The sequence below is a fragment of the Blastococcus sp. SYSU DS0617 genome (assembly GCF_054051075.1).
The window spans coordinates 40,613-62,033 of record NZ_JBJHAO010000017.1 but is presented as its reverse complement, the minus strand read 5'-3'; the positions used below and the strand labels follow the sequence as shown (position 1 = coordinate 62,033).

21 protein-coding genes and 1 tRNA gene are annotated in these 21,421 nt (G+C 74.6%); 10 read left to right on the top strand and 12 right to left on the bottom strand.

The genetic code is table 11. The features are described from left to right. Window position 1 precedes the first annotated feature (1 nt). The 3 genes from ACI793_RS16690 to ACI793_RS16680 all read right to left on the bottom strand — a co-directional run bounded on the left by ACI793_RS16690 (window position 2) and on the right by ACI793_RS16680 (window position 3,582). Window positions 2-2,350, bottom strand: coding sequence for a SpoIIE family protein phosphatase (locus tag ACI793_RS16690; protein ID WP_456607494.1), 2,349 nt, complete (start codon window positions 2,348-2,350; stop codon window positions 2-4). Next, complete coding sequence (locus ACI793_RS16685) at window positions 2,347-2,979, bottom strand: biliverdin-producing heme oxygenase (protein ID WP_456607493.1); 633 nt, start codon at window positions 2,977-2,979, stop codon at window positions 2,347-2,349. The genes ACI793_RS16690 and ACI793_RS16685 overlap by 4 nt, the downstream gene beginning before the upstream one ends. A gap of 69 nt (window positions 2,980-3,048) precedes the next feature. Beyond that, complete coding sequence (locus ACI793_RS16680; protein ID WP_456607492.1) at window positions 3,049-3,582, bottom strand: DUF488 domain-containing protein; 534 nt, start codon at window positions 3,580-3,582, stop codon at window positions 3,049-3,051. A gap of 53 nt (window positions 3,583-3,635) precedes the next feature. Between ACI793_RS16680 and ACI793_RS16675 the strand changes: the two genes are divergently transcribed. Then, window positions 3,636-4,817 (top strand): MFS transporter, encoded by a 1,182-nt coding sequence (locus ACI793_RS16675; RefSeq protein WP_456607491.1) that lies wholly within the window; start codon window positions 3,636-3,638, stop codon window positions 4,815-4,817. On the opposite strand, the gene ACI793_RS16670 is transcribed toward ACI793_RS16675, so the two are convergent. The 5 genes from ACI793_RS16670 to ACI793_RS16650 form a co-directional block, all read right to left on the bottom strand. Beyond that, complete coding sequence (locus ACI793_RS16670; RefSeq protein ID WP_456607490.1) at window positions 4,805-5,152, bottom strand: hypothetical protein; 348 nt, start codon at window positions 5,150-5,152, stop codon at window positions 4,805-4,807. The two genes, ACI793_RS16675 and ACI793_RS16670, sit on opposite strands and share 13 nt — an antisense overlap. Window positions 5,153-5,222: 70 nt before the next feature. After that, a complete protein-coding gene (locus ACI793_RS16665; RefSeq protein ID WP_456607489.1) occupies window positions 5,223-6,053 on the bottom strand; it encodes an ABC transporter permease subunit in 831 nt (276 codons plus the stop codon). Next, window positions 6,050-6,976, bottom strand: coding sequence for an ABC transporter ATP-binding protein (locus ACI793_RS16660; protein WP_456607488.1), 927 nt, complete (start codon window positions 6,974-6,976; stop codon window positions 6,050-6,052). Before ACI793_RS16660 ends, ACI793_RS16665 begins: the two co-directional genes overlap by 4 nt. Window positions 6,977-7,129: 153 nt before the next feature. Beyond that, window positions 7,130-8,704, bottom strand: coding sequence for a polysaccharide deacetylase family protein (locus ACI793_RS16655; RefSeq protein WP_456607487.1), 1,575 nt, complete (start codon window positions 8,702-8,704; stop codon window positions 7,130-7,132). Window positions 8,705-8,842: 138 nt separating this feature from the next. Continuing rightward, window positions 8,843-9,931, bottom strand: a complete 1,089-nt coding sequence (locus ACI793_RS16650) for an NAD(P)-binding domain-containing protein (protein ID WP_456607486.1) — start codon at window positions 9,929-9,931, stop codon at window positions 8,843-8,845. A 126-nt stretch (window positions 9,932-10,057) separates the two neighbouring features. Between ACI793_RS16650 and ACI793_RS16645 the strand changes: the two genes are divergently transcribed. Continuing rightward, complete coding sequence (locus ACI793_RS16645) at window positions 10,058-10,267, top strand: hypothetical protein (protein ID WP_456607485.1); 210 nt, start codon at window positions 10,058-10,060, stop codon at window positions 10,265-10,267. Between the two features lie 58 nt (window positions 10,268-10,325). Here the strand turns inward: ACI793_RS16645 and ACI793_RS16640 are convergent, their stop codons facing one another. Beyond that, window positions 10,326-10,865 (bottom strand): GNAT family N-acetyltransferase, encoded by a 540-nt coding sequence (locus ACI793_RS16640; protein ID WP_456607484.1) that lies wholly within the window; start codon window positions 10,863-10,865, stop codon window positions 10,326-10,328. 244 nt (window positions 10,866-11,109) lie between these two features. Further along, a tRNA-Lys gene (locus ACI793_RS16635) sits at window positions 11,110-11,182 on the bottom strand. Window positions 11,183-11,390: 208 nt separating this feature from the next. Between ACI793_RS16635 and ACI793_RS16630 the strand changes: the two genes are divergently transcribed. From ACI793_RS16630 to ACI793_RS16615, 4 genes are all read left to right on the top strand, one after another. Continuing rightward, window positions 11,391-12,572, top strand: a complete 1,182-nt coding sequence (locus ACI793_RS16630) for a L,D-transpeptidase (RefSeq protein WP_456607483.1) — start codon at window positions 11,391-11,393, stop codon at window positions 12,570-12,572. A 79-nt stretch (window positions 12,573-12,651) separates the two neighbouring features. Beyond that, the gene (locus ACI793_RS16625) at window positions 12,652-13,113 is read left to right on the top strand and encodes a hypothetical protein (protein ID WP_456607482.1); all 462 of its coding nucleotides are present in this window, start codon (window positions 12,652-12,654) and stop codon (window positions 13,111-13,113) included. A gap of 56 nt (window positions 13,114-13,169) precedes the next feature. Next, window positions 13,170-14,252 (top strand): exo-alpha-sialidase, encoded by a 1,083-nt coding sequence (locus ACI793_RS16620; protein WP_456607481.1) that lies wholly within the window; start codon window positions 13,170-13,172, stop codon window positions 14,250-14,252. A 10-nt stretch (window positions 14,253-14,262) separates the two neighbouring features. After that, the gene (locus ACI793_RS16615; protein ID WP_456607480.1) at window positions 14,263-14,544 is read left to right on the top strand and encodes a ubiquitin-like small modifier protein 1; all 282 of its coding nucleotides are present in this window, start codon (window positions 14,263-14,265) and stop codon (window positions 14,542-14,544) included. A gap of 7 nt (window positions 14,545-14,551) precedes the next feature. On the opposite strand, the gene ACI793_RS16610 is transcribed toward ACI793_RS16615, so the two are convergent. After that, window positions 14,552-14,794 carry a hypothetical protein gene (locus ACI793_RS16610; protein WP_311345206.1) on the bottom strand — a complete coding sequence of 81 codons (243 nt, stop codon included), beginning with the start codon at window positions 14,792-14,794 and terminating at the stop codon, window positions 14,552-14,554. A 128-nt stretch (window positions 14,795-14,922) separates the two neighbouring features. Next, window positions 14,923-15,822 (bottom strand): 4-hydroxy-tetrahydrodipicolinate synthase, encoded by a 900-nt coding sequence (dapA, locus tag ACI793_RS16605; RefSeq protein ID WP_456607479.1) that lies wholly within the window; start codon window positions 15,820-15,822, stop codon window positions 14,923-14,925. 169 nt (window positions 15,823-15,991) lie between these two features. Between dapA and ACI793_RS16600 the strand changes: the two genes are divergently transcribed. The 4 genes from ACI793_RS16600 to ACI793_RS16585 all read left to right on the top strand — a co-directional run bounded on the left by ACI793_RS16600 (window position 15,992) and on the right by ACI793_RS16585 (window position 21,392). Further along, window positions 15,992-17,134 carry an acyl-CoA dehydrogenase family protein gene (locus ACI793_RS16600; protein WP_456607478.1) on the top strand — a complete coding sequence of 381 codons (1,143 nt, stop codon included), beginning with the start codon at window positions 15,992-15,994 and terminating at the stop codon, window positions 17,132-17,134. Between the two features lie 55 nt (window positions 17,135-17,189). Then, a complete protein-coding gene (locus ACI793_RS16595) occupies window positions 17,190-17,993 on the top strand; it encodes a crotonase/enoyl-CoA hydratase family protein (protein ID WP_456607477.1) in 804 nt (267 codons plus the stop codon). Between the two features lie 109 nt (window positions 17,994-18,102). Then, window positions 18,103-19,806 (top strand): ABC transporter, encoded by a 1,704-nt coding sequence (locus ACI793_RS16590; RefSeq protein WP_456607476.1) that lies wholly within the window; start codon window positions 18,103-18,105, stop codon window positions 19,804-19,806. Beyond that, window positions 19,803-21,392: a GTPase gene (locus ACI793_RS16585; protein ID WP_456607475.1), complete on the top strand. Its 1,590-nt coding sequence runs from the start codon at window positions 19,803-19,805 to the stop codon at window positions 21,390-21,392. The genes ACI793_RS16590 and ACI793_RS16585 overlap by 4 nt, the downstream gene beginning before the upstream one ends. Window positions 21,393-21,421: the final 29 nt, after the last annotated feature.

Below are 21,421 nucleotides of genomic sequence, written 5' to 3'. Positions count from 1 at the left end.
GCTAGGGCCGGCACGGGCGGACGCAGGCCGCGACGAGCGCGACGTCGTCCTCGGCGCCGTCGGGCAGCAGCCGTCCGAGCAGGGCGTCGCACAACTCGGCGACCGGGCGGTTCCCCAGCTCGGCCAGCGCCTCGGCGAGCAGATCCACGCCGTCGTCGAAGACCTGGTCGCGGCGCTCGACGAGCCCGTCGGTGTAGAGCAGCAGCGTGCTGCCGGGCTCGAGCAGCACCTGCTGCTCGGTGCGCGGCCGCGAGGCGTCGACGCCGAGGAGCAGGCCGGGCCGGGGCGGGTCGAGCACCTGCACGCGACCGTCGGGACCGCGGAGCAGCGGGGGCAGGTGCCCGGCGCTCGCCCAGCGCAGCAGGGTGGCGCCGGCGGCCCCCTCGGGTCGCTCGAGCCGGCCGACCAGCACGGTGGCCAGGGCGCCGAGGTCGAGCCCCTCGATCGCTGCGTCGAGCTGGCCGAGCACCCCGGCCGGACCGGCGCCGCCGGAGTAGGCGATTCCGCGGAGCAGGCCGCGCAGCTGGCCCATGGTGGCCGCCGCGTGGGTGTCGTGGCCGGCCACGTCGCCGATGACCAGGATCGTCGAGCCGTCGGGCTGGTCGAAGACGTCGTACCAGTCGCCGCCCACCTGCGCCTCGCGGGCGGCCGGCACGTAGCGGACGGCGAGCTCGAGACCGGCCGGCTGCACCGGATCGGTGAGCAGGCTCCGCTGCAGCGTCTCCGCGGCGCGCACGACGCTGCGCGACCGGGCGTAGAGCGCCTCCAGCAGATGGGTGCGCAGCTCGGTGGCCTCGGCCACCTCCTCCGGCGTCCACGGCTCCGACCGCCCGCGCACCGACTCGCGCCAGCGCTCGAAGGACTTGCGCGGGCTGAGCCGGATCCCGTCGCCCTCACGCTCCGCGATGGCCTTGTTGTGCGGATCGCCGCCCCAGTCGATGTGCCGCACCGACTCGCCGCGGAGCCACAGCACGAACTGCCCCTCCGGCAGCGGCAGCACGAGCGCGCCGCAGGCCAGCTCCTGGGGTGCGCCCAGCTGCGGCGCGTCCCGGTGCAGCGACTCGGTGGCGACGACGTCGTCCTCCCGGGCCGCGGCCCAGGCGGCGACCGCCTCGGCGATCTCGAGGGGGATCTCGCTCCCGGCCCCGCGCGTCTGCCCCTGGAGGCGGACGACGACGCCGTCAGCGGGCAGCAGATCGAGCAGGCTGGGGGAGCCGAGCAGGGTGTCGGTGAGGGTGCGGTCCTCGTCCAGCGAGGCCGCGGTCAAGGAGGTCAGCGTCGAGCGCACCCGGAGGCCGCGGCGCACCTCGTCCTCCTGGGCGCGGTCCACCAGGCGCAGCGAGAGCGTCGAACCGAGGAACTCCGCCGCGGCGCGGGTGGCGTACGGCGGGGCGTGCGGGCCGCTGTAGTGGTGGCAGGCGATGAGGCCCCAGAGCTTGTCGTCGCGCAGCAGCGAGATGGACATCGAGGCGCGGACGCCCATGTTGTGGAGGTACTCGACGTGGATCGGGGAGACGCTGCGCAGGGTGGAGAAGGTCATGTCCAGCGGCCGCCCGCTGGCCGGGTGGTCGGTCGGCCGGACCGGCGAGGGCACGTAGTCCACGTCGGAGATCAGCCGGATCCAGTTCTTCTCGTACAGGGCCCGGGCCTGGGCGGGGATGTCGGACGCCGGGTAGTGCAGTCCGACGAAGGAGTTGAGGGATTCCGCTCTGGCCTCGGCCACCACCTCGCCGTTGTAGTCGGCGTCGTAGCGGTAGACCATCACCCGGTCGAAGCCGGTGAGGCCGCGCACCGCCTGGGCGGTGATGTCGTACAGCTCCTGGAGCGACGAAGCCCGGTTGAGGTCGGCGATCGTCCCGCGCACCGCCTGGTAGGTGTTCGGGAAGGAGAACGGCCGCGGTCCGCGCGCCGGCTCCAGCTCCACCACGAGGCTGGTGCTCGGCGTGCCGCCGGTCGCCGCGCCCCGGCCGCGGGGCCGCTCGCCCTCGACGATCGCCCGGTGCAGCAGGGCGTCGACGGGCACCTGCTGGCCGCGGACCTCCAGGGTGACCTCGACCGGGTTGCGCTCGCGCAGGTCGCCGAAGGCGCTCGCGGAACGGATCACGGCGCCCGCGGCGGCTGCGCCGAGGACGTCGGCCAGCGGGCGACCCAGCGCCTCCTGCCAGGGCACGCCGGTCAGCTGCTCGAGGTTCTCCGACGCCTGCTCGACCACGTGGTGGGGGTCGCTGACGGCGAGGAGCACCCCGCGCGGCTGGATGCTGCCCGGCACGTGGATGGGCTCGCGCTCGCAGTTGTCGAGATCGACCGGGGTCCCTGGTGCCAGGAAGTCGATCTCCGGGTCCCGGGTCATGCCGGGAGGCCGGTCATCGCGGTGGGCCGGCACCAGCCGGCCAGCGCCGCGAACGTCGTGCGCGCCGACTCGAGCATCGCGCGTGCGTCGCCGCCCTCGGTGATCCGGAGGCGGGTGGTCCGGCGGAACGCCGCCCACATCGCGCCGGTCTCGCTGCCGTAGGGGGAGAAGGCGCGGATCGTGACGCCGGCCAGTTCGGGCAGCGCGGCCAGGTGCCGGTCGATGAAGACCCCGCCGAGCGTCGACCCCTCGAGCACGTACATCCGGCCCAGGGCCTCGTCCGTGCCCAGGACCGGCGGGAGCAGCGGGAACCGGTCCGACGCCCGCGCTCCCAGGCCGCGCAGGTCGGCCGCGAAGAGGGACGCGCGACGCCGGCGTGCCCACTCGACCCGCTCCGCGTCGTCCGGACAGCGGACCGCCCACTCGTCGAGACCGGCCTCGGCCGCGCACCAGAAGCCGTGCATCGCGTCCAGCACCTGGGCGAGGCGGTGCCGGCTCAGCGACGGGTCGAGCAGGTCGAGGGTGCGCTCGACGTCCTCGTGCTCGGCGGCGGTGCCCGTCCGGAGCAGGCGCAGCACGTCGTCCGTGCCGCGGTCGTCCCGGAGCGCATCGTGGTTCCCCGCAGCCATCGGGTCGAGGGTAGGTGCCCACCGGCGGTATCGGCGCGCTGGGGCGGGACTCCCGGCGTGAGGAGCCCCTCAGCCCGCAGTGGCCGGCCAGGTCACCGCTCCGCCGCTCCCCACGACGGCCCCCGCGGACGGGCGGTGCGGGGCGAGCCGGCCGTCGGGCATCAGGTGGGTGACCGCTTCGCCCCGCCCGAGCACGGCGACGTCGGCGATCAGTCGCCGGTGGCACCGCCACCACACGCTCTCGCTGCACATCACCGCGACCGTCGCGGTCCGGGCGACGGCGAGCACGTCGTCCAGCCCGGCGGCGAACTCCGGCGTCCGGGTGTGCGCGGCGTACGCGGCGAACTGGGCGACGGTCCACCAGCCGTCCTCGACGGGAGCGTCCTTGGGCAGGCTCCGGCGGCCGCCGAGCCGCGCGTCCCACCGGTAGTCAATGCCCTGCGCGGGCAGCCACTGCTCGAGCGCCTCGCGGCGCACGTCCGGGTTGACCCGGCTGCCGGGGAAGCGGCGCACGTCGACCAGCACGGCGATCCCCGCGTCGGCGAGGGCGGCACCGAGCTCGGCGCGGTCGCGTGGGCCGTGGCCCACCGTCAGCAGTGGCACGGCTCATGCCTACCCGTGCGCGGCGGGGGCAGCGCGCCGGTCATGCTCTACAGGTGAGCGAGGCAGGAGTGCGGGAGCGGACGTCGCTGTGGCGGTCGCGCGGGATGCAGGCCCTGATCGGGGTGACGTTCCTCGGTTTCGCGAGCTACTGCCTGACGCTGGCCTCGCTGCCGGTGTACGCGGTGCAGGGTGGCGCCGCGGAGAGCACCGCGGGGGTCGTCACCGCCGTCTTCCTGGTCGTCACCATCGCCGTGCAGGCGACGATCCCGGCGCTCACCGCCCGGTTCGGTGTGGGGCCGGTGCTCGTCGTCGGGCTGGTGGCCATGGGGGTTCCGTCGCCGCTCTACGTGCTCGACGACGGCGTGGGCTGGATCAGCGCGCTCTCGGCGGTCCGGGGCGCGGGCTTCGCCGTCCTCACCGTGCTGGGTGCGACGTTGTCCGCGCAGGTCGCCCCACCGGACCGGCGCGGGGAGTCCATCGGCCTGTACGGCCTGGCGATCGCGATCCCCAACATGGTCGCGGTGCCCGGCGGGGTGGCGCTCGTGCTGGGCGACTCCGTGGCCTGGCTGTCCTGGCTCGGGGCCTCGCCGCTGCTGGGCATCCCCCTGGTGCCCCTGCTGATGCGCTCGGTGGGCCCCCAGGCCCTGCCGGGAGCGGCCGGGACCAACCGGGCTGCGGTGCTGGCGGCCCTGGCCCCCTCGCTGGTGCTGTTCGCGGTGACGATGGCCGGTGGCGGGGTGGTGACCTTCCTGCCCATCGAGCGTCCCGACGGCGTGCTGGTCACGGTGGCCCTGCTGCTCTTCGGCGCGACCGGCGCGGTGACCCGCTGGCGGGCGGGCATGCTCGCCGACCGGGTGGGTGTCCGGCTGCTGCTGCCGCTCGCCGTCGTGCTGGCGGCGGTCGGACTGGTCGCCGTGGCCGCAGGACTGGTCGCCGGGGATGCGTGGGTGCTGATCGGCGCCGCGGTGTTCGGCATGGGCTTCGGCGCCGTGCAGAACCTGACGCTGCTGTCGTCCTTCATCCGCGCCGGCGAGTCCGGGACGACCGCGGCGAGCGCGATGTGGAACGCGTCCTTCGACGCCGGGACGGCGACCGGTGCCCTGGCCCTCGGTGTGCTGGCCGCCGGCATCGGCCTGGACTGGACCTACGTCGTGGTGGCCGCGGCCCTCGTCACGCTGCTGCCCGTGGCGGCCGCGGCGGCGCGTCCCATCCGCGGGCGGGCTCAGCTCCGGTAGCGCGCCGCGGCGGCGTGCAGGGAGCGGATGAAGAGGATCTCCTCGCCCGACCGGCGCAGCCAGGCGCGCAGCCCCTCGACGTCGCCGCGGGCGCGGTCGCGCTGCTGGGCGATGGCCACCTGCCGGGTGCTGGCCTGTGCCCGCTGCGCGGTGGGGAGCGCGCGGCCCTCGGTGCGGGCGATCGCGGTCAGGCCGGCGCCGAGGTAGGCCAGCTCACGCACGTCGGTGAGCTCTCCGAGCAGGGCATCGGCGGCCGCCGGGTCCTCCGCGGCCAGCAGGAGCAGGAACTCGTCGGCGCGGCGGCGGCCCTCGGCGGCCGGATCAGGAGACGTCACGACACCACTGTCCCCCGGCCGGGGCGGCCGGGGGACAGGTGGGTCGGAGACGGGTGGAAGGCCGGGCGGGTCAGGCGTCGCGGCGCTGGAAGACCAGGTAGCCGAGCAGGAGCAGCACGGCGACCTCGGCGCTGAACACCGCGAAGCCCGTCCAGGCGTCGAGCAGGTCCGGGTTGAACGGGCGCGGCACCGCCACGGAGGACCCGGCGTTGCCGGGCATGAGCTTGGTGGTCCACTCGCCCCACGCACCGGGCAGCAGCATCACCATGTTGCCCACGACGAAGACGACGCCCAGCACGATCGAGAGCGCCGCCGCGGTGTGCCGGACGAGCAGCCCGACGGCCGCGGCCAGCAGTCCGAGCCCGGCCATGTACAGGCCGCTGCCGAACATGGCCCGCAGCACGTTCTCCTCGCCGAGCGTGATGCCGATGCCCTCGTTGGTGAAGAACCAGTTGCCGGCGAAGTAGCCGGCGAAGGCGGTGACCGTGCCGGCGACGAACAGCGTTCCGCAGAGGACGACGGCCTTGGCGGCCAGCACCGCTCCGCGCCGGGGCGTCGCGGCCAGCGTCGCCCGGATCATCCCGGTGCCGTACTCGCTGGTGACCGTCAGCGTCCCCAGCACGATGGCGGTGACCTGCGCGAACGTCATGCCGAAGGTGATGAACGAGCCGGGGGACTCGTCGGCCTCGGCGCTGGCCAGCCACTCGGCATTGGCCGCGCAGATCAGCGCGGTCAGCCCGACTCCCAGCACGAAGAGCATCACGACCGACCACGCGGTCGAGCGCACCGACCAGAACTTGATCCACTCCGCGCGCAGCGTGGAGCCGAAGCCCGGGCGGGTGCCGGGCACGTTGCGGCGCGGGTCCAGCACGACGGTGCTGCTGGTGGCGGTGACGGTCATCGGGAGGCTCCAGCCGGGGTCTGCACGGCGGCCGAGTACTCGACGCTCGCGGCGGTCAGGGTCATGAAGGCGTCCTCGAGCGAGGAGCGCACCAGGGTCAGTTCGTGCAGGTACAGCCCCTTGTCGCCGACCAGCTCGCCGACGGCCGCGGCGCCGAGCCCCTGGACGTGCAGTTCGTCGCCGACGGGCGCGACCTCGGCGCCGGCACCGCGCAGCAGGTCGGTGACCTGGCCCTGCTGGGGCGTGCGGATGCGGACGTAGGAAGTGGCGTGCTCGGCGATGAAGTCGGGCATCGAGCAGTCGGCGAGGATCCGGCCGCGGCCGATGACGACCAGGTGGTCGGCGGTCAGCGCCATCTCCGACATCAGGTGGCTGGAGACGAAGACCGTGCGCCCCTCGGCCGCCAGCTGCCGGGCCAGGGTGCGCACCCAGCGGATGCCCTCCGGGTCCAGGCCGTTGACCGGCTCGTCGAGGACGACGACGGGCGGGTCGCCGAGGAGGGCCACCGCGATGCCCAGCCGCTGACCCATGCCGAGGGAGAACTTGCCGACGCGGGTGCCGGCCACCGCCTCCAGGCCCACCAGGCCGATGACCTCGTCCACCCGGGCGACCGGGATGCGGTTGCTGGCGGCCAGCCAGCGCAGGTGGTCGCGGGCGGAGCGGCCGGGGTGCAGGGCCCGGGCCTCGAGCAGGGCACCGACCTCGCGCAGCGGCGCGGGGGAGTCGCGGTAGCGGCGGCCGTTGACGGTCACGCTGCCTGCGGTCGGCCGGTCCAGGCCGAGCACCATGCGCATCGTCGTCGACTTGCCGGCGCCGTTGGGGCCGAGGAAGCCGGTCACCCGGCCCGGGGCGACGGTGAAGGTGACGCTGTCGACGGCGGTCTTGTCGCCGTACTTCTTGGTGAGGCCCGAGACGCTGATCATGGCCGCGCCCCGCTGGTCTGGATCCGTGGAGTCATGCCGAGGAGCCTCGCGGCGCGAGGCTCCTCGGCACATCGGGGAGCGCCCTGATCGGACCCTGAACCGGCCCCGACCGGCCGACCAGGGCAACCCCCGGGGGGTGCGCTCAGGCGGTGCTCACCCGCCCGTCTGCACCACCGTTCCGCCGGCCGGCGTCCAGGTGATGGAGCCGTCCTGGAAGTCCGACCGCCGGCCGCCGTCGATGCTGTACTCGTCGCTGGTCGGGAAGCCGAGCGCGGAGTTCTCCCAGCCCAGCTCCGCCCATCGGGCGCGGATGGCGCCGTGGACCTCGTGCGCGCCGGTCGACGGCGACCAGTAGATCGACCCGCCCTGGAAGTGGTTGTAAGCGCCGGGCTTGGTCGGGGTGGGCAGCTCGTCCGTGGTCGGGAAGCCGAGGAAGCCGTTCTCCCAGCCCAGCTCCGCCCACCGGCCGTGGATGGCGCCGCGCACCTCGTGCGCACCGGTCGACGGCGACCAGTAGATCGACCCGTTCTGGAAGTGGTTGAAGGCGCCCGTCTTGGTCGGGGTGGGCCGCTCGTTCGTGGTGGGGAAGCCCAGCCGGGAGTTCTCCCAGCCGAGTCGGCTCCACACCTCCCGGACGGCTCCGCGGACCTCGTGCGCACCGGTCGCGGGAGACCAGTAGACCGACCCCGTCTCGAAGTGGTTGAAGGCGCCCGGCTTGCGCGGGGTGGGCAGCTCGTCGGTGGTCGGGTAGCCGACCTCGGACCGCTCCCAGCCCAGGGCGGACCAGGTGCCGAGGATCGCGCCCCGCACCACGTGTGCGCCGGTCTGGGGCGACCAGTAGATGGAGCCGTTCTCGTAGTAGGTGAAGGCGCCCCGGCCGTCCGGCGTCGTGCGCTCCTCGGTGACGGGGCTGCCCAGGATGCTCGCCGGACCGCCCAGCGCGTTGTAGTGCATCTGGATCCGGCTGTTGGTGAAGGCCCGGCCGGCCGGGTCGGTGAAGGCGTAGCCGCGGGAGGCGTAGGAGTCGATGATCCGGTTCAGGGCGTCGACGGTGTTCTGCCGGTAGTTGGTGGGCGGCCCGTCGTGCAGCAGCACGATCGGGTGCGCGTACACCGGGTTGGTCGCCCGCTGCACGATCGTGTCCTGGTACGAGGGGCTGGGGCTCGAGGGGGCGGCCCAGTCGCGGGTGTCGTTGGACCAGTCGGCGATGGTCATCCCGCGGGCCCACGCGAGGTCCTTCACCGAGTTGCTGTGGTGCGAGCCCCCGGGTCCGCGGAAGAAGCAGGGCCGGACCCCCGCCGCCGCGTAGATCGCCGCCGAGGCGCGGTCCATCTGGGCGGCCTGCGCCTCGCGCGAGAGCGTGTCGAGGTCCGCGTGGGTGTCGGTGTGGTTGCCGATGGTGTGACCCTCGGCGACGATCCGCCGCACCAGCTCCGGGTGGTCGTCCACGTGCCGGCCCAGCACGAAGAACGTCGCGTGGATGCCCCGCGCCGCCAGGATGTCGAGCACCTGGGGCGTCCAGCGCGGGGAGGGCCCGTCGTCGAAGGTGAGTGCGACGTTGCGGGTGTGGGTCGCCGGGGTCTGGTCGAGGACCTGCCTGATGGGCGGTGGGCAGTCGTTGGTCGCCCGCACGGAAGGTGCGGTCAGCACACCGGAGAGCAGGGCCGCCACGAGCAGCACGGCGAAGGCCGCGGCTCGCGGGACGTATCGGGTGGACCAGGTGTGCACCACGGCCTCCTGGGATCGACGTCATCGTCCGGGCGACAGCCTTGCAGCGGGACGGACCGTCGCTCCAGGGCCTTCGGCGTTCGTCATGAGATCGTCGTGTCGTTCCGGCACGTTGACGCCGGCCGTCCTCCGGAGCGCCTAGGCGATGCGGGCCAGGCCGGGGCGGAGCAGTCGGCGCAGCTGCCGGGCGGCCGACTGCCCGGCGCGGTTCGCCCCGATCGTGCTGGCCGACGGGCCGTAGCCGACCAGGTGGATGCGCGGCTCACCGGCGACCTGGGTCCCGTCCATCCGGATGCCGCCGCCCGGTGCCCGCAGCTGCAGGGGGGCGAGGTGCCCGACGGCGGCGCGAAATCCGGTGGCCCACAGGATTACGTCGGCGTGGATCGACGTCCCGTCCGCCCACTCGACGCCGTCCGGGGTGATGCGGTCGAACATCGGCCGGCGCTGCAGCACGCCGCGGTCGAGGCCGTCGCGGATGTAGGGCGTGGAGGTGAGCAGCCCGGTGAGGCCGACGACGCTGCCGGGGCGGCGGCCCTCGCGCACCGCCTGCTCGACCTGGGCCACCACCGCGCGGCCGGCGTCCTCGTCGAAGACGCCGTCGCGCCACACCGGCTCGCGCCGGGTGACCCAGGTCGTGGAGGTGACCCGGCTGATCTCACCGAGCAGCTGGGTGGCCGAGGCGCCGCCGCCCACGACGACGACGTGCCGCCCGCGGAACTCCTCGGGCGTGCGGTAGTCGACGGTGTGCAGCTGCCGGCCGCGGAAGGTCTCCTGGCCGGGGTAGCGCGGGACGAACGGCCGGGTCCAGGTGCCGGTGGCGTTGACCACGGCCCGGGCGGTCCACGTGCCGGCGTCGGTCTCGACGCGGAAGCGGTCGTCGTCGGTGCGGCGGACGGCGGTGACCCGCACCGGCCGGATCACCGGCAGGTCGAAGGAGCGCTCGTACTCGGCGAAGTAGGCGGGCACCGACTCGACGGCCGGCGCCGTGTCGTCGTCCGGGGTGAACGGCAGGCCGGGCAGGTCGTGCACCCGGTGCGTGGTGGTGAGGGTGAGCGAGGGCCAGCGGTGCTGCCACGCGCCGCCCGGCGCGTCGTCGGCGTCCAGGACGACGAAGCCGGTGTGCGGCTCGAACCCCTGGCGGAGCAGCCCGTACGCCGTGGACAGCCCGGCCTGACCGGCCCCGATGACGACGACGTCGACGTCGCGCGGGCCCGGCGTGCTGCTCATGCCCGGACAACCCTGACCCCGGTGCCGACCTTCCCGGGCCACCTGTCGGAGGGACTGTCCTGTCCACGAGTGGCTGATCGGGTGCGCCTGCTGGTCCTCCGAGCGGAGCTGGGCCATCCTTCGCCCATGACCGGACGGGCAGCGACATGGCGGTTGGCGGGCGAGATCGGCTGGCTGCTCGTCTCGACGACCCTCTTCATCGTCATCTCCGCGAATGAAGAGAGCCAGCACTGGCGGGTGGCCTGGCTTGTGCTGCTCACCGTGAACATCGCGGTGACCGGTTACCGGATCGGCCGCATGGGACGCCGGCTCCGGGCCGGGAAGTCCAGCGCGTGAGTCACCGCAGCCGACCCGGAGGGGCTGCGGCGTTGTGGTCCGTCCGCTTCGCCCGGCGTCAGACAGTGCGGGCGAGGGTCCACACGACGCTGGTGCCCGTGTGGCCCGGTGCGTCGATCGAGTGCGGCTCTTCGCCGATGCGCTCGTAACCCAGGCGTGCGGCGATCGACCCGCTGGCCGCGTTCGCTCGGTCGTGGCGGATGCGGACGATCTCGCATCCGGCCTCGAGGGCAGCCTGCGTGAGAGCAGCTGCCACCGCCGAAGCAATTCCCTGACGGACGTGCTCTGCGTGTACCCAGAAACCGATGGATGCCGTGCGGTCATCGACAGGATCGATGCTGCACCCGCCGATCACCTCGCCGGCGCGAATGATCCCGTACTGGAACCGTTGCCCCGTGAAGAACGCCTCCCGGCACTGTCCGATCCACGACCGCCGGAATGCAAGGTCCGCGGGGTCGGTCGTGGCGAACGGCATGAACGGTGCGAGGTGGTCCCGGCTCTCGTCGATTGCGCGTTGGAGTGCCTCGGCGTCGTCCTCATCGAGCAGCCGAAGCTCGAGGTCGGTGCCCGCGGTCACAGCGACGGGCGGAGTCTGCATGCCCAGATGATGGCCGGGCTGCAGGTCGGCCGAGGCAGGGCTTCCGCTCGCGCTCACTGCTGATCACGTGGGTCAAGCCACCCGGTGATGAGGGCTCGGTCCCACCTGGCCGGAAGGGCGACATGTCGCGGGGAGCCGAGGTGCCCCAGCGGCCGACGTGGGGAGCGCGTGGGGGATCGACTCCCCTGGGAACGACGAAGCGGCGACGTCCGTAGACATCGCCGCTGGTCAGGATCTTGCAGAGTGCGCCATCAGGGACTCGAACCCCGAACCCGCTGATTAAGAGTCAGCTGCTCTGCCAATTGAGCTAATGGCGCGTGTCGCCCGGCTGGCCGGGCAACGAGGGAGAACGATACCAGCGCCGTCCGCCGCCTGGTGCGGGTGGCGGGGAGGGCCTCGCCACACTCCGGCCCCGCCCGATCGCACGTGCGTTCCCGCACGTCGCGGCCCAGGTGTCGTCCCGACGTGGACACTGGTGGGTCCGGCGTCCGTCGAGCGGCGCCGGTAGGGGAGAGGAGTCGCGAGGTGCGACGAGCAGCGGCCGTCCTGGCCGCAGGAACGCTGGTGTTCCTGGCCGGGTGCAGTGGGGACGAGGGATCGAGCGGATCGAGCGGCTCGGCCGCCGGGGTCCCTCCGGCGAAGGTCACCGTCGCGCCGTCCGACGGCGCGGTCGACGTCGCGCCGCTGACCCCGCTGGAGATCTCCGTCATCGACGGCGAGCTCGCCGACGTGACCGTGGTGGATGGCGCGGGCGCTCCCGTCGAAGGCGCTCTCGCCGAGGCGCAGGACGACACCGGCCCCGAGGTATGGGCGCCGGAGACCCCGCTGGCCTACGGCACCAGCTACACGCTCACCGCGACGGCGACCAACGAGGCCGACAACGAGACCGAGGTCTCCACGACGTTCACGACCGTCACCCCGGAGACCCTCTCCACGCCGGGGATCGGTCCGCTGGACGGCACGACGGTCGGCGTGGGCATGCCCATCCGGGTCTACTTCGACGACCCGGTCGCCGACAAGGCCGCCGTCGAGAGCAACCTCGTGGTCACGAGCTCCACCCCCACCGACGGCGTCTGGAACTGGCTCAGCGACAGCGAGGTGCACTTCCGCCCGTCGCAGTACTGGCCGGCGAACATCGAGGTCACCCTGGACGCCCAGCTCTACGGCGTCGACTTCGGTGACGGCGTCTGGGGCGAGAAGAACCGCACCATCGATTTCTCCATCGGCGACCGGCACGTCTCGGTCGCGGACGCCGCCACGCACACCATGGAGGTCTACGACGGCGACGAGCTGGTCCAGACCTTCCCGATGAGCGCCGGCGGCCCGGAGTTCCCCAGCCGCAACGGCCCGCACGTGGTCACCGAGCTCAACCGCAACCGGGTCATGGACTCCAGCACCTACGGCGTCCCGGTCGACAGCCCGAACGGCTACCGGACGCCGGTCGAGTACGCGGTCCGGCTGTCCAACAACGGCGAGTTCGTGCACGCCGCCCCGTGGTCGGTGGCCGACCAAGGGCACCGGAACGTCTCGCACGGCTGCATCAACCTGTCCACGGAGCGGGCGGCCTGGTTCTTCGACTTCTCCCAGCCCGGCGACATCGTCGAGATCAAGAACTCCGAGGGCCCGATGCTGTCGCGGACGGACGGCGACATCTACGACTGGGCCATCCCGTGGGGACAGTGGCAGGCCGGCAGCGCCCTGAAGTGAGCCCCGCGCGACTGACCGTGGGACGCGTTTCCCGCCGCTGACCTGCGGGCATCCTCGGCCCGACCGAGGGAGGCGCACCGTGGACACCTGGCTCGTCGTCGTGCTCGTCGTCGTCGTCCTGGCGGTGATCGCGGTGCTGGCCCTCTACCTGAGCAAGCGCTCCCGCATCTCCACCGCCCGCCAGCGCGAGCAGGCACGCGAGCAGCTGCAGGAGGCGCAGGTCCGTTCCGCCCGTGCGGACAGGGAACAGGCGCTGGCGGAGGAGCAGGCGGCCCGCGCCCGCCGCGAGCTGGCCGAGGTGCAGGAGCGCGCCGCGCTGGCGGAGAAGGAGGCGCGGGAGCTCGCCGCCCGGGCCGACGAGGACCGCACGGCCGCCGAGGAGCTCCGGGCCCGAGCCCGGAAGGCAGCCCCCGACCTGGTCTCCGGCGACGGTGCGACCGCCGGCCACGGTGGCACGACCGCCGGCCGGCACGCCGCCGAGCCGGACGGGACCCCCGACCAGGCCGATCCCCGCGGCCCCGGCGGTGCCACCCGCCGCTGAGTTCCGTCCCGACCGGCGGTCTCCCCTCCCGAGACCATCCATCCGGGAGGGGCACCATGACCCATCTGCTCGCGATCGGCACGCGCAAGGGGCTGTGGCTGGCCCGCAGCGACGACGACCGGCGCACCTGGACCGTCGGGGAGCCGCACCTGCTCGCCCAGGAGGTCGCGGCGGTGTGCATCGACGTCCGCCGGCCCCGGCCGCGGATCCTCGCCGGTATCCAGTACGGCCACTGGGGCCCGTCGGTGGTGTGGTCCGACGACCTGGGCGCCGGCTGGCAGGAGACCGACTCCGGCGCCGTCCGCTTCCCGGCGGACACCGGCGCGGCGCTCGCCCGGGTGTGGCAGCTCCGCCCCGACACCGTCGACCGCCCCGACGTGGTGTGGGCCGGCTGCGAGCCGCACTCCCTGTGGCGCAGCACCGACGGCGGCTGCAGCTTCTCCCTGGTGCGCGAACTGTGGGACCACTCGCACCGGCCCACCTGGGAGCCCGGCGCCGGCGGTGGCGCCGTCCACACCGTCCTGCCGGACCCGCGCACCGACCGGGTCACGGTCGCGATGAGCACCGGCGGCGTCTACGTCAGCGAGGACGGCGTCACCGGCTGGGCGCCGCGCAACCGCGGCATCAGCGCCGTGTTCCTGCCCGAACCGGCCCCGGAGTACGGACAGTGCGTGCACAAGGTCGCCGTCGACGCAGGGGATCCGGCCCGGATGTACGCGCAGAACCACTTCGGCGTCTTCCGCACCGACGACGGCGGCGGCTCCTGGACCTCGATCGCCGAGGGGCTGCCGGCCGACTTCGGGTTCCCCATCGCGGCCTCGCCGTCCACCCCCGGCACCGCGTGGGTGGTGCCGCTCGTGGCCGATATGCAGCGGATGCCCCCGGCCGGGCGGCTGCGCGTGCACCGCACCCGCGACGCCGGCGACACGTGGACCGAGGTGGGCGACGGCCTGCCCGACGGCGCGTGGACCGCCGTGCTGCGGGACGCCCTCTGCGTGGACGATGCCGACCCGACCGGCGTCTACCTGGGCACCCGCGACGGCTGCGTGTACGCCAGTGCCGACGAGGGGGAGACCTTCACCCTCGTGGCCGAGCACCTGCCCGACGTGCTCGCCGTCCGGGCGGTCCGGCTGCCGTGAGGGGTGTCGCATGAGCGTCCAGGTGGTGCTGCCCGGGGCGCTCTCGGACCTGGCCGGCGGCGCCCGGCACCTCGACGTCGACCCGGCGGGGAGCACGCTCGCCGACCTGCTCGACGCGCTGGCCGAGCGGCACCCGACGCTCGGCCGGCGGATCCGCGACGAGACGGGGCGCGTGCGCCGGTTCGTCAACGTCTACATCGACGGCCAGGACGTGCGCTGGCAGGGCGGTCCGGATGCGGAAGTCCCGGACGGCGCGGTCGTGCAGGTGCTGCCGTCGGTCGCCGGCGGCTGAGTGCGGCTCAGAGGGCGGCGAGCTCGGCGCAGGATCCGCACAGCTGCTGGTCGTCGTACCCCTCGGGCGGCCACGGCTGTTGCTCGTCGAGGGAGACGTAGGCGCCGCACAGCGCCTTCCGGCTCTGCCCGCTGACCCGTCCGATGGTGGCGTGGGCCGGGCCGATCTGGCGCGGCTGGAGCCCACCGACGCCGAAGGAGCCGACCATCACGACCGCGTGTGCTGTGCCGTACGCGTAGACGCTGGTCATGCTGCCAGGGTCCGAGCCCGGGCCACCCGGGGCCAGCACCGCCGGGCGCGTGTTCGCCGCACCCGTCACATCCACCCCGCCCGCCTCGCCCAGCGGCCCGACGGCCCCCGGACGAGGTCCGGTTCGCGCTAGGAGCCGAGCGCCGCGGTCAGCGCCGCGCGGACCGCGGCGGTCTCGTCCTCGTCCGCCGGCAGCTGCGGCAGCCGCATCGCCGGCCCCGGGATGAGGCCGCAGAGAGCCAGCGCGAGCTTCGAGCGGAGCGCGCCGTTGCCGGTGCCGGAGATCAGGTCGATCACCGGGAGCACCGACCGGAACACCTCGCGGGCCCGCTCCGGCTCGCCGTCCTCGGCCAGCGCGATGACCTGCGCGAGCCGCTCGCCGACCAGGTGCCCGGCCATGCTCACCAGGCCCACGGCGCCGACCGACAGGAACGGCAGCAGCAGGCTGTCGTCGCCGCAGTACCAGGCCAGGCCCGTCTCCGGCATCAGCCGGAAGGCGGCGGCCGGGTCCTCGGTGGCGTCCTTCACGGCGGTGATCCGCGGGTGCTCGCCCAGCCGGCGCAGCGAGTCGGCGCTCAGCCGCAGGCCCGTGCGGGCCGGGACGTCGTAGAGCATCACCGGCAGGTCACCGGCGTCGGCGACGGCGGTCAGGTGCGCCACCACGCCGTCCTGCGACGGACGGGAGTAGTAGGGGGTGACCGCCAGCAGGCCGTCGGCGCCGGCCTCGGCCGCCTGCCGCGCCATCTCGGCGGCGTGCCGGGTGTCGTAGGAGCCGGCCCCCGCGACGACGAACGCCCGGCCGCCGAGCGCCTGGGTCACCTCGCGGACCAGTTCGAACTTCTCGCGGTCGGACGTCGTCGGCGCCTCGCCCGTGGTGCCGTTGAGCACGAGGCCGTCGTGCCCGGAGTCGACCAGGTGGACCGCGAGGCGCACGGCCGCGTCGAAGTCGACGGCGCCGTCGTCGGTCATCGGCGTGACCATGGCCGTCAGCAGCGCGCCGAACGGTCGTGCTGCGGTGGGGGCGGGCATGGCCCGGGAATCTACTTGCCGCGGGCAGCCGCCCGTCGGGCCCGGCTCGTCCCGCGAGCCCGGAGTGGCGGCGGCACCGGTGTGACCTGGGACTCAGCGGCGCATCCGGGGTCGGTTATGTTCCGGGGCAGCCCCCGTCCGGGGGCGTCGACCCCACCCGGGAGTGGCCGTGCAGTCCTCGCTCTACGAAGCCGAGCACGAGGCGTTCCGCGCGTCGGTGCGCGAGTTCCTCGAGAAGGAGGCCGTGCCGCACATTGCGGCGTGGGAGGAGGCGGGGCAGGTCGACCGCGACGTCTGGCTGGCCGCGGGGGCGCAAGGTCTGCTGGGCATGGACGTGCCCGAGGAGTTCGGCGGCGGCGGGGTCAAGGACTTCCGCTACAACGCCATCCTGACCGCGGAGGTCGGCCGGGCCGGCGCCAGCGGGCTCGGGTTCACCCTGCACAACGACGTCGTCGCCCCGTACCTGACCGACCTGTGCACCGACGAGCAGAAGGCGCGCTGGCTGCCCGGCTTCGTGCGCGGCGAGCTGATCACCGCCATCGCGATGAGCGAGCCGGGGGCCGGCTCGGACCTGCAGGGCCTCCGGACGACGGCGGTGCGGGACGGCGACGACTGGGTCCTCAACGGCCAGAAGACCTTCATCACCAACGGCATCCTCTCCGACCTCGTGCTGGTCGTGGCCCGCACCGACCCGGAGGCCGGCGCCCGCGGCTTCTCGCTGCTCGCCGTCGAGCGGGGCATGCCCGGCTTCGAGCGCGGCCGCAAGCTCGACAAGATCGGACTGCGCGCGCAGGACACCGCGGAGCTGTTCTTCGAGGACGTGCGGGTACCGGCGGCCAACCTCGTCGGGACGGAGGGGCACGGCTTCTTCCACCTCATGAACAACCTGCCCCAGGAGCGGCTGTCGATCGCCGCCGGTGCGGTCTCGGCCAGCCGGATCGTCCTGGACCTCACGATCCAGTACTGCAAGGACCGCACCGCGTTCGGCAAGCCGATCGGGAAGTTCCAGAACACCCGCTTCGAGCTCGCCGAGATGCACACCGAGGTCTCCATCGCCGAGACCTATCTGGAGAAGGCGATCCTCGAGCACAACGCGGGGCGCTTCACCGTCGAGGACGCCGCCATGAGCAAGTGGTGGACGACGGAGCTGCAGAAGCGCGTGGTCGACCGGTGCCTGCAGCTGCACGGCGGCTACGGCTACATGCTCGAGTACCCCGTCGCGAAGGCCTTCCTGAACTCGCGCGTGCAGACGATCTACGGCGGGACGACCGAGATCATGAAGGAGATCATCGGCCGGTCGCTGGGGCTCTGAGGCCCGTGCCCCGCTCCCACCCCGCCCCGTCGTCGCACCGCCCAGGAGGCCGCTCGTGACCGACCCCGACCAGCCCGCCCCGACCGTCCTCATCGAGAACCGCGGCAACGTCCTGCTGATCACGATCAACCGGCCGGAGGCCCGCAACGCCCTGGACCGCGACGTCGCCACCCGGCTGGCCGACGCCTTCGACGCCGCCGAGGCCGACCCGGACATCCGCTGCGTCGTGCTCACCGGCGCCGGCGACCAGGCGTTCTCCGCGGGCGCCGACCTCAAGGCCATGGCCCGCGGCGAGCGGCCGATCGTGCCGGGCCGCGAGCACTACGGCATGGCCGGCTTCGTGCGGCACCCGATGAGCACGCCGGTGATCGCCGCGGTCAACGGCGCGGCGCTGGGCGGCGGCACCGAGCTGGCGCTCGCCGCGGACCTGGTGGTCGCCGCCGAGCACGCCACGTTCGGGGTGCCCGAGGTCAAGCGCGGCCTGCTCGCCGCCGCCGGCGGCGTCTTCCGGCTGCCCGAGCAGCTGCCGCGCAAGGTGGCGATGCGGCTGGTCCTCACCGGCGAGCCGATGAGCGCCGCGGAGGCGCTGCGCTGGGGGCTGGTGAACGAGGTCGTGCCCGCCGCGGACGTGGTGCCGACGGCGCTGCGGCTGGCCGAGGTCGTCGCCGCCAACGCGCCGCTCGCCGTGCAGGCCAGCAAGCGGCTCGCCCTGGGCATCGTCGACGGCGACCGGCCGGCGGAGTCGGCCACCTGGGACCGCTCCGCCGAGGAGATGAGCCGGCTGTTCGCCTCCGCCGACGCGGCCGAGGGCATGAAGGCGTTCGCGGAGAAGCGGCCGCCGCGGTGGACCGCCGGCTGACGCCCTGAGCTGCACGCACGCCGCCGTCGTCCCCCGTTCGGAGACGGCGGCGGTGCCGTCTTCGCAGGTCGCGGGTGAGCACCCGCTCCGGGGGGCAGGTATGCCGGTCATGAGCACCTCCGCGCCGCGCCTCCCCGACGCCCTGCAGGCGCTGCGCGACCTCCTGGCCGACGCGCCCCTGCACCTCGACGTCCCCGGCCGCGACGAGGCGAGCCGGTCGGCCCGGGCCGTCGTCGACCAGATCGACGACTACCTGCTGCCGCGGCTGCGCGACCTCGACGCCCCGCTGCTCGCCGTCGTCGGCGGCTCCACGGGTGCCGGGAAGTCCACCCTGGTCAACAGCCTGCTGGGCGCGCCGGTCACCACCGCCGGCGTGCTGCGCCCCACCACCCGCGCCCCGGTGCTGGTGTGCTCCCCGGCCGACCAGGCCGCGTTCGCCGGCGACCGCGTGCTCCCGGGCCTGGCCCGCAGCACCGGCGAGGGCGAGATCACCGGTGGCCTGCGGCTGGTGGTCAGCGACGCGCTGCCCCCCGGGCTGGCGGTGCTGGACGCGCCGGACGTCGACTCGGTCGTGGAGACCAACCGCGAGCTGGCCGGCCAGCTGCTGGCGGCGGCCGACCTCTGGCTGTTCGTCACCACGGCCGCCCGCTACGCCGACGCCGTCCCGTGGGAGCTGCTGCGCACCGCCCAGGAGCGGGGCACCGCCCTGGCCGTGGTGCTCGACCGGGTCCCACCCGAGGCCGCCGGCGAGATCGCCGCGGACCTGGGCGGGATGCTGCACACCGCCGGGCTGTCCGCGGCGCGGCTGTTCGTGATCGAGGAGCGTCCGCTGACCGACGGCTTCCTCCCCGAGGACCAGGTCGCACCGCTGCGCTCCTGGCTGCACGGACTGGCGGCCGACCAGGAGCAGCGCGCCGCCGTCGTCCGGCAGACCCTGGCCGGGGCACTGGACAGCCTGGGCGGGCGGGTCGACCTGGTCGCCGAGGGGGTGGCCCGGCAGGCGGCCGCGGCCGAGGCGCTGCACGAGGCCGCCGAGCGGGCGTACGCGCGGGCGTGCGCCGACGTGTCCGAGGGCGTGGCCAGCGGTGCGCTGCTGCGCGGCGAGGTGCTCGCGCGCTGGCAGGAGTTCGTCGGCACGGGGGAGTGGATGCGCACCCTCCAGGGCCAGGTCGGCAAGCTGCGCGACCGGCTGACCGCGACGCTCACCGGCCGGCCCTCGGCCGGCGTCGGGCTGCAGCAGGCACTCGAGTCGGGCGTCGAGGTGCTGCTGCGGGACGCCGCCGAGGACGCGGCGGAGCACACGGTCACCGCCTGGCGCGGAACCGCGGGTGGGCAGGGGCTGCTGGCCGGCCGGGGTCGCGAGCTGGAGACGGCGTCGCCGGAGTTCGCGGAGGCGGCCTCGGCCGAGGTGCGCGACTGGCAGGGCACCGTCCTGGACCTGGTGCGCAATGAGGGCGCCGGCAAGCGAACCCGGGCCCGGGCCTACTCGTGGGGGGTCAACGGGGCGGGGGCCGTGGTGATGGTCGCCGTCTTCGCCTCGACCGGTGGGCTGACCGGCGGGGAGGTCGCCGTGGCGGGCGGGACGACGGCGGTGGGGCAGCGCGTGCTCGAGGCGGTCTTCGGCGACTCCGCGGTGCGGGCCCTCGCCGCACGGGCACGGGCGGACCTGGAGCAGCGGGCGAACCGGCTGCTCACCGACGAGCGCGCTCGCTTCGACGCGCTGGTCGAGGCGGCCGCGCCCCCACCGGGCAGCGTCGAGGAGCTGCGCGCCGCGGCGGCCGAGCTGGCCGCGGCCCGGCGGGCGGAGCGATGAGACGGCGGGACCGGGGCGCGCTGCCGCTCGGCGAGCGGCTGGCCGCGCTGCGCGAGGCGGTCGAGGTGGCCGACGGGCGGCTGGACGTCCCGGACGTCGCGCGCGCCCGCACGCTGCTGGCCAAGGCCGGTGCCCGCGAGGCGCTGGGGGACGCGACCGTCGTCGCGCTGGCCGGTGCGACCGGCAGCGGCAAGTCGACGTTGTTCAACGCCCTGTCCGGGGCCGAGGTGAGCACCCCCGGGGTGCGGCGGCCGACGACCGGGGTGGCGCACGCCTCGGTCTGGGGCGAGGCCGGCGCCGACCGGCTGCTCGACTGGCTGGAGGTGCCGCGGCGGCACCGGGTGGCCGACGTGGAGCCGGGGCTGGACGGTCTCGTGCTGCTCGACCTGCCCGACCACGACAGCGTTCGCCTGGAGCACCGGCTGGAGGTGGACCGGCTGGTGGAGCTGGTCGACGTGCTGGTCTGGGTGCTCGATCCGCAGAAGTACGCCGACGCGGCCGTGCACGGCCGCTACCTCGCGCCCATGGCGGGCCACGCCGGGGTGCTGGTGGTGGTGCTCAACCAGATCGACCGGCTCGACGAGCAGGCGGCCGCCGCCTGCCTGGCCGACCTGCGCCGGTTGCTCGACGCCGAAGGACTCGCGGACACGCCCATCGTGGCCACTTCGGCGCGCACCGGCACCGGCCTGGCCGAGCTGCGCACCGAGCTGGGGCGCCGGGTCAGCGCCCGCCGGGCCGCGACCGAGCGGCTGACCGCCGACGTCCGGGCGGCAGCCGAGGCGCTGGTCGTGCACTGCCCGGACGGCGACCTCGGTGCGGGATCGGGGCGCGCGGGCGAGGCGGAGCTGACCGGTGCCCTCGCCGACGCCGCGGGCGTGCCGGTGGTCGCGTCGGCGGTCGAGCGCTCCGCGGTCCGGGACGGCGCGGCGCGCACCGGCTGGCCGGTCGTGCGGTGGGTGCGCAAGCTGCGCCCCGACCCGCTGGCCCGCCTGCACCTGGGTGACGAGCGCGCCCGGTCCTCGCTGCCCGCGGCCGGTGCGGTGCAGCAGGCGGCGATGACCGCCGCGCTCCGGCAGGTGCGCACCACGGCCGGCGACGGGCTCCCGCAGGCCTGGCGCGACGAGCTGCGCCGGACCGCCGACCAGGCGGGGTCGGGGCTGGCCGACCGACTCGACCGGGCCGTGACCGGCGCCGACCTGGGGCCGGTCCGGGTGCCGCTGTGGCAGCGCGCGGTCGGCGGGCTGCAGTGGCTGCTCCTGGCCTGCGCCCTCGGAGGCGCGCTGTGGCTCATCGGGCTCGGCGTCCTCGGCTGGCTGCAGCTCGGCGACGTGCTGCCACTGCCGCGGGTCGAGGGGATCCCGCTGCCCACCCTGCTGCTGGTGGCCGGACTGCTCGGCGGCGCGCTGCTCGCGGCCCTGGCCAGACCCTTCGTCCGGGCCGGGGCACGCAGGAGACGGCGCCGGGCGGAGCAGCGGCTCCACGCACGGGTGGGGGAGGTGGCGCGGACCGAGGTGCTGGCGCCGCTGGAGGAGACGGTCGAGGACGCGCGCGTCTTCTGCGCCGCCGTGCACCGCGCCGGCAGCTGACCGCACCGAGCGCGGGGAACCACGGCTCT

Bases quoted from the DNA above. Each gene is read 5' to 3' on its own strand.
- ACI793_RS16690 (WP_456607494.1), bottom strand. From the start codon at position 2,350: ATGACCCGGGACCCGGAGATCGACTTCCTGGCACCAGGGACCCCGGTC.
- ACI793_RS16685 (WP_456607493.1), bottom strand. From the start codon at position 2,979: ATGGCTGCGGGGAACCACGATGCGCTCCGGGACGACCGCGGCACGGAC.
- ACI793_RS16665 (WP_456607489.1), bottom strand. From the start codon at position 6,053: ATGACCGTCACCGCCACCAGCAGCACCGTCGTGCTGGACCCGCGCCGC.
- ACI793_RS16660 (WP_456607488.1), bottom strand. From the start codon at position 6,976: ATGATCAGCGTCTCGGGCCTCACCAAGAAGTACGGCGACAAGACCGCC.
- ACI793_RS16650 (WP_456607486.1), bottom strand. From the start codon at position 9,931: ATGAGCAGCACGCCGGGCCCGCGCGACGTCGACGTCGTCGTCATCGGG.
- ACI793_RS16645 (WP_456607485.1), top strand. From the start codon at position 10,058: ATGACCGGACGGGCAGCGACATGGCGGTTGGCGGGCGAGATCGGCTGG.
- ACI793_RS16640 (WP_456607484.1), bottom strand. From the start codon at position 10,865: ATGCAGACTCCGCCCGTCGCTGTGACCGCGGGCACCGACCTCGAGCTT.
- ACI793_RS16620 (WP_456607481.1), top strand. From the start codon at position 13,170: ATGACCCATCTGCTCGCGATCGGCACGCGCAAGGGGCTGTGGCTGGCC.
- ACI793_RS16615 (WP_456607480.1), top strand. From the start codon at position 14,263: ATGAGCGTCCAGGTGGTGCTGCCCGGGGCGCTCTCGGACCTGGCCGGC.
- ACI793_RS16610 (WP_311345206.1), bottom strand. From the start codon at position 14,794: ATGACCAGCGTCTACGCGTACGGCACAGCACACGCGGTCGTGATGGTC.
- dapA (WP_456607479.1), bottom strand. From the start codon at position 15,822: ATGCCCGCCCCCACCGCAGCACGACCGTTCGGCGCGCTGCTGACGGCC.
- ACI793_RS16590 (WP_456607476.1), top strand. From the start codon at position 18,103: ATGAGCACCTCCGCGCCGCGCCTCCCCGACGCCCTGCAGGCGCTGCGC.
- ACI793_RS16585 (WP_456607475.1), top strand. From the start codon at position 19,803: ATGAGACGGCGGGACCGGGGCGCGCTGCCGCTCGGCGAGCGGCTGGCC.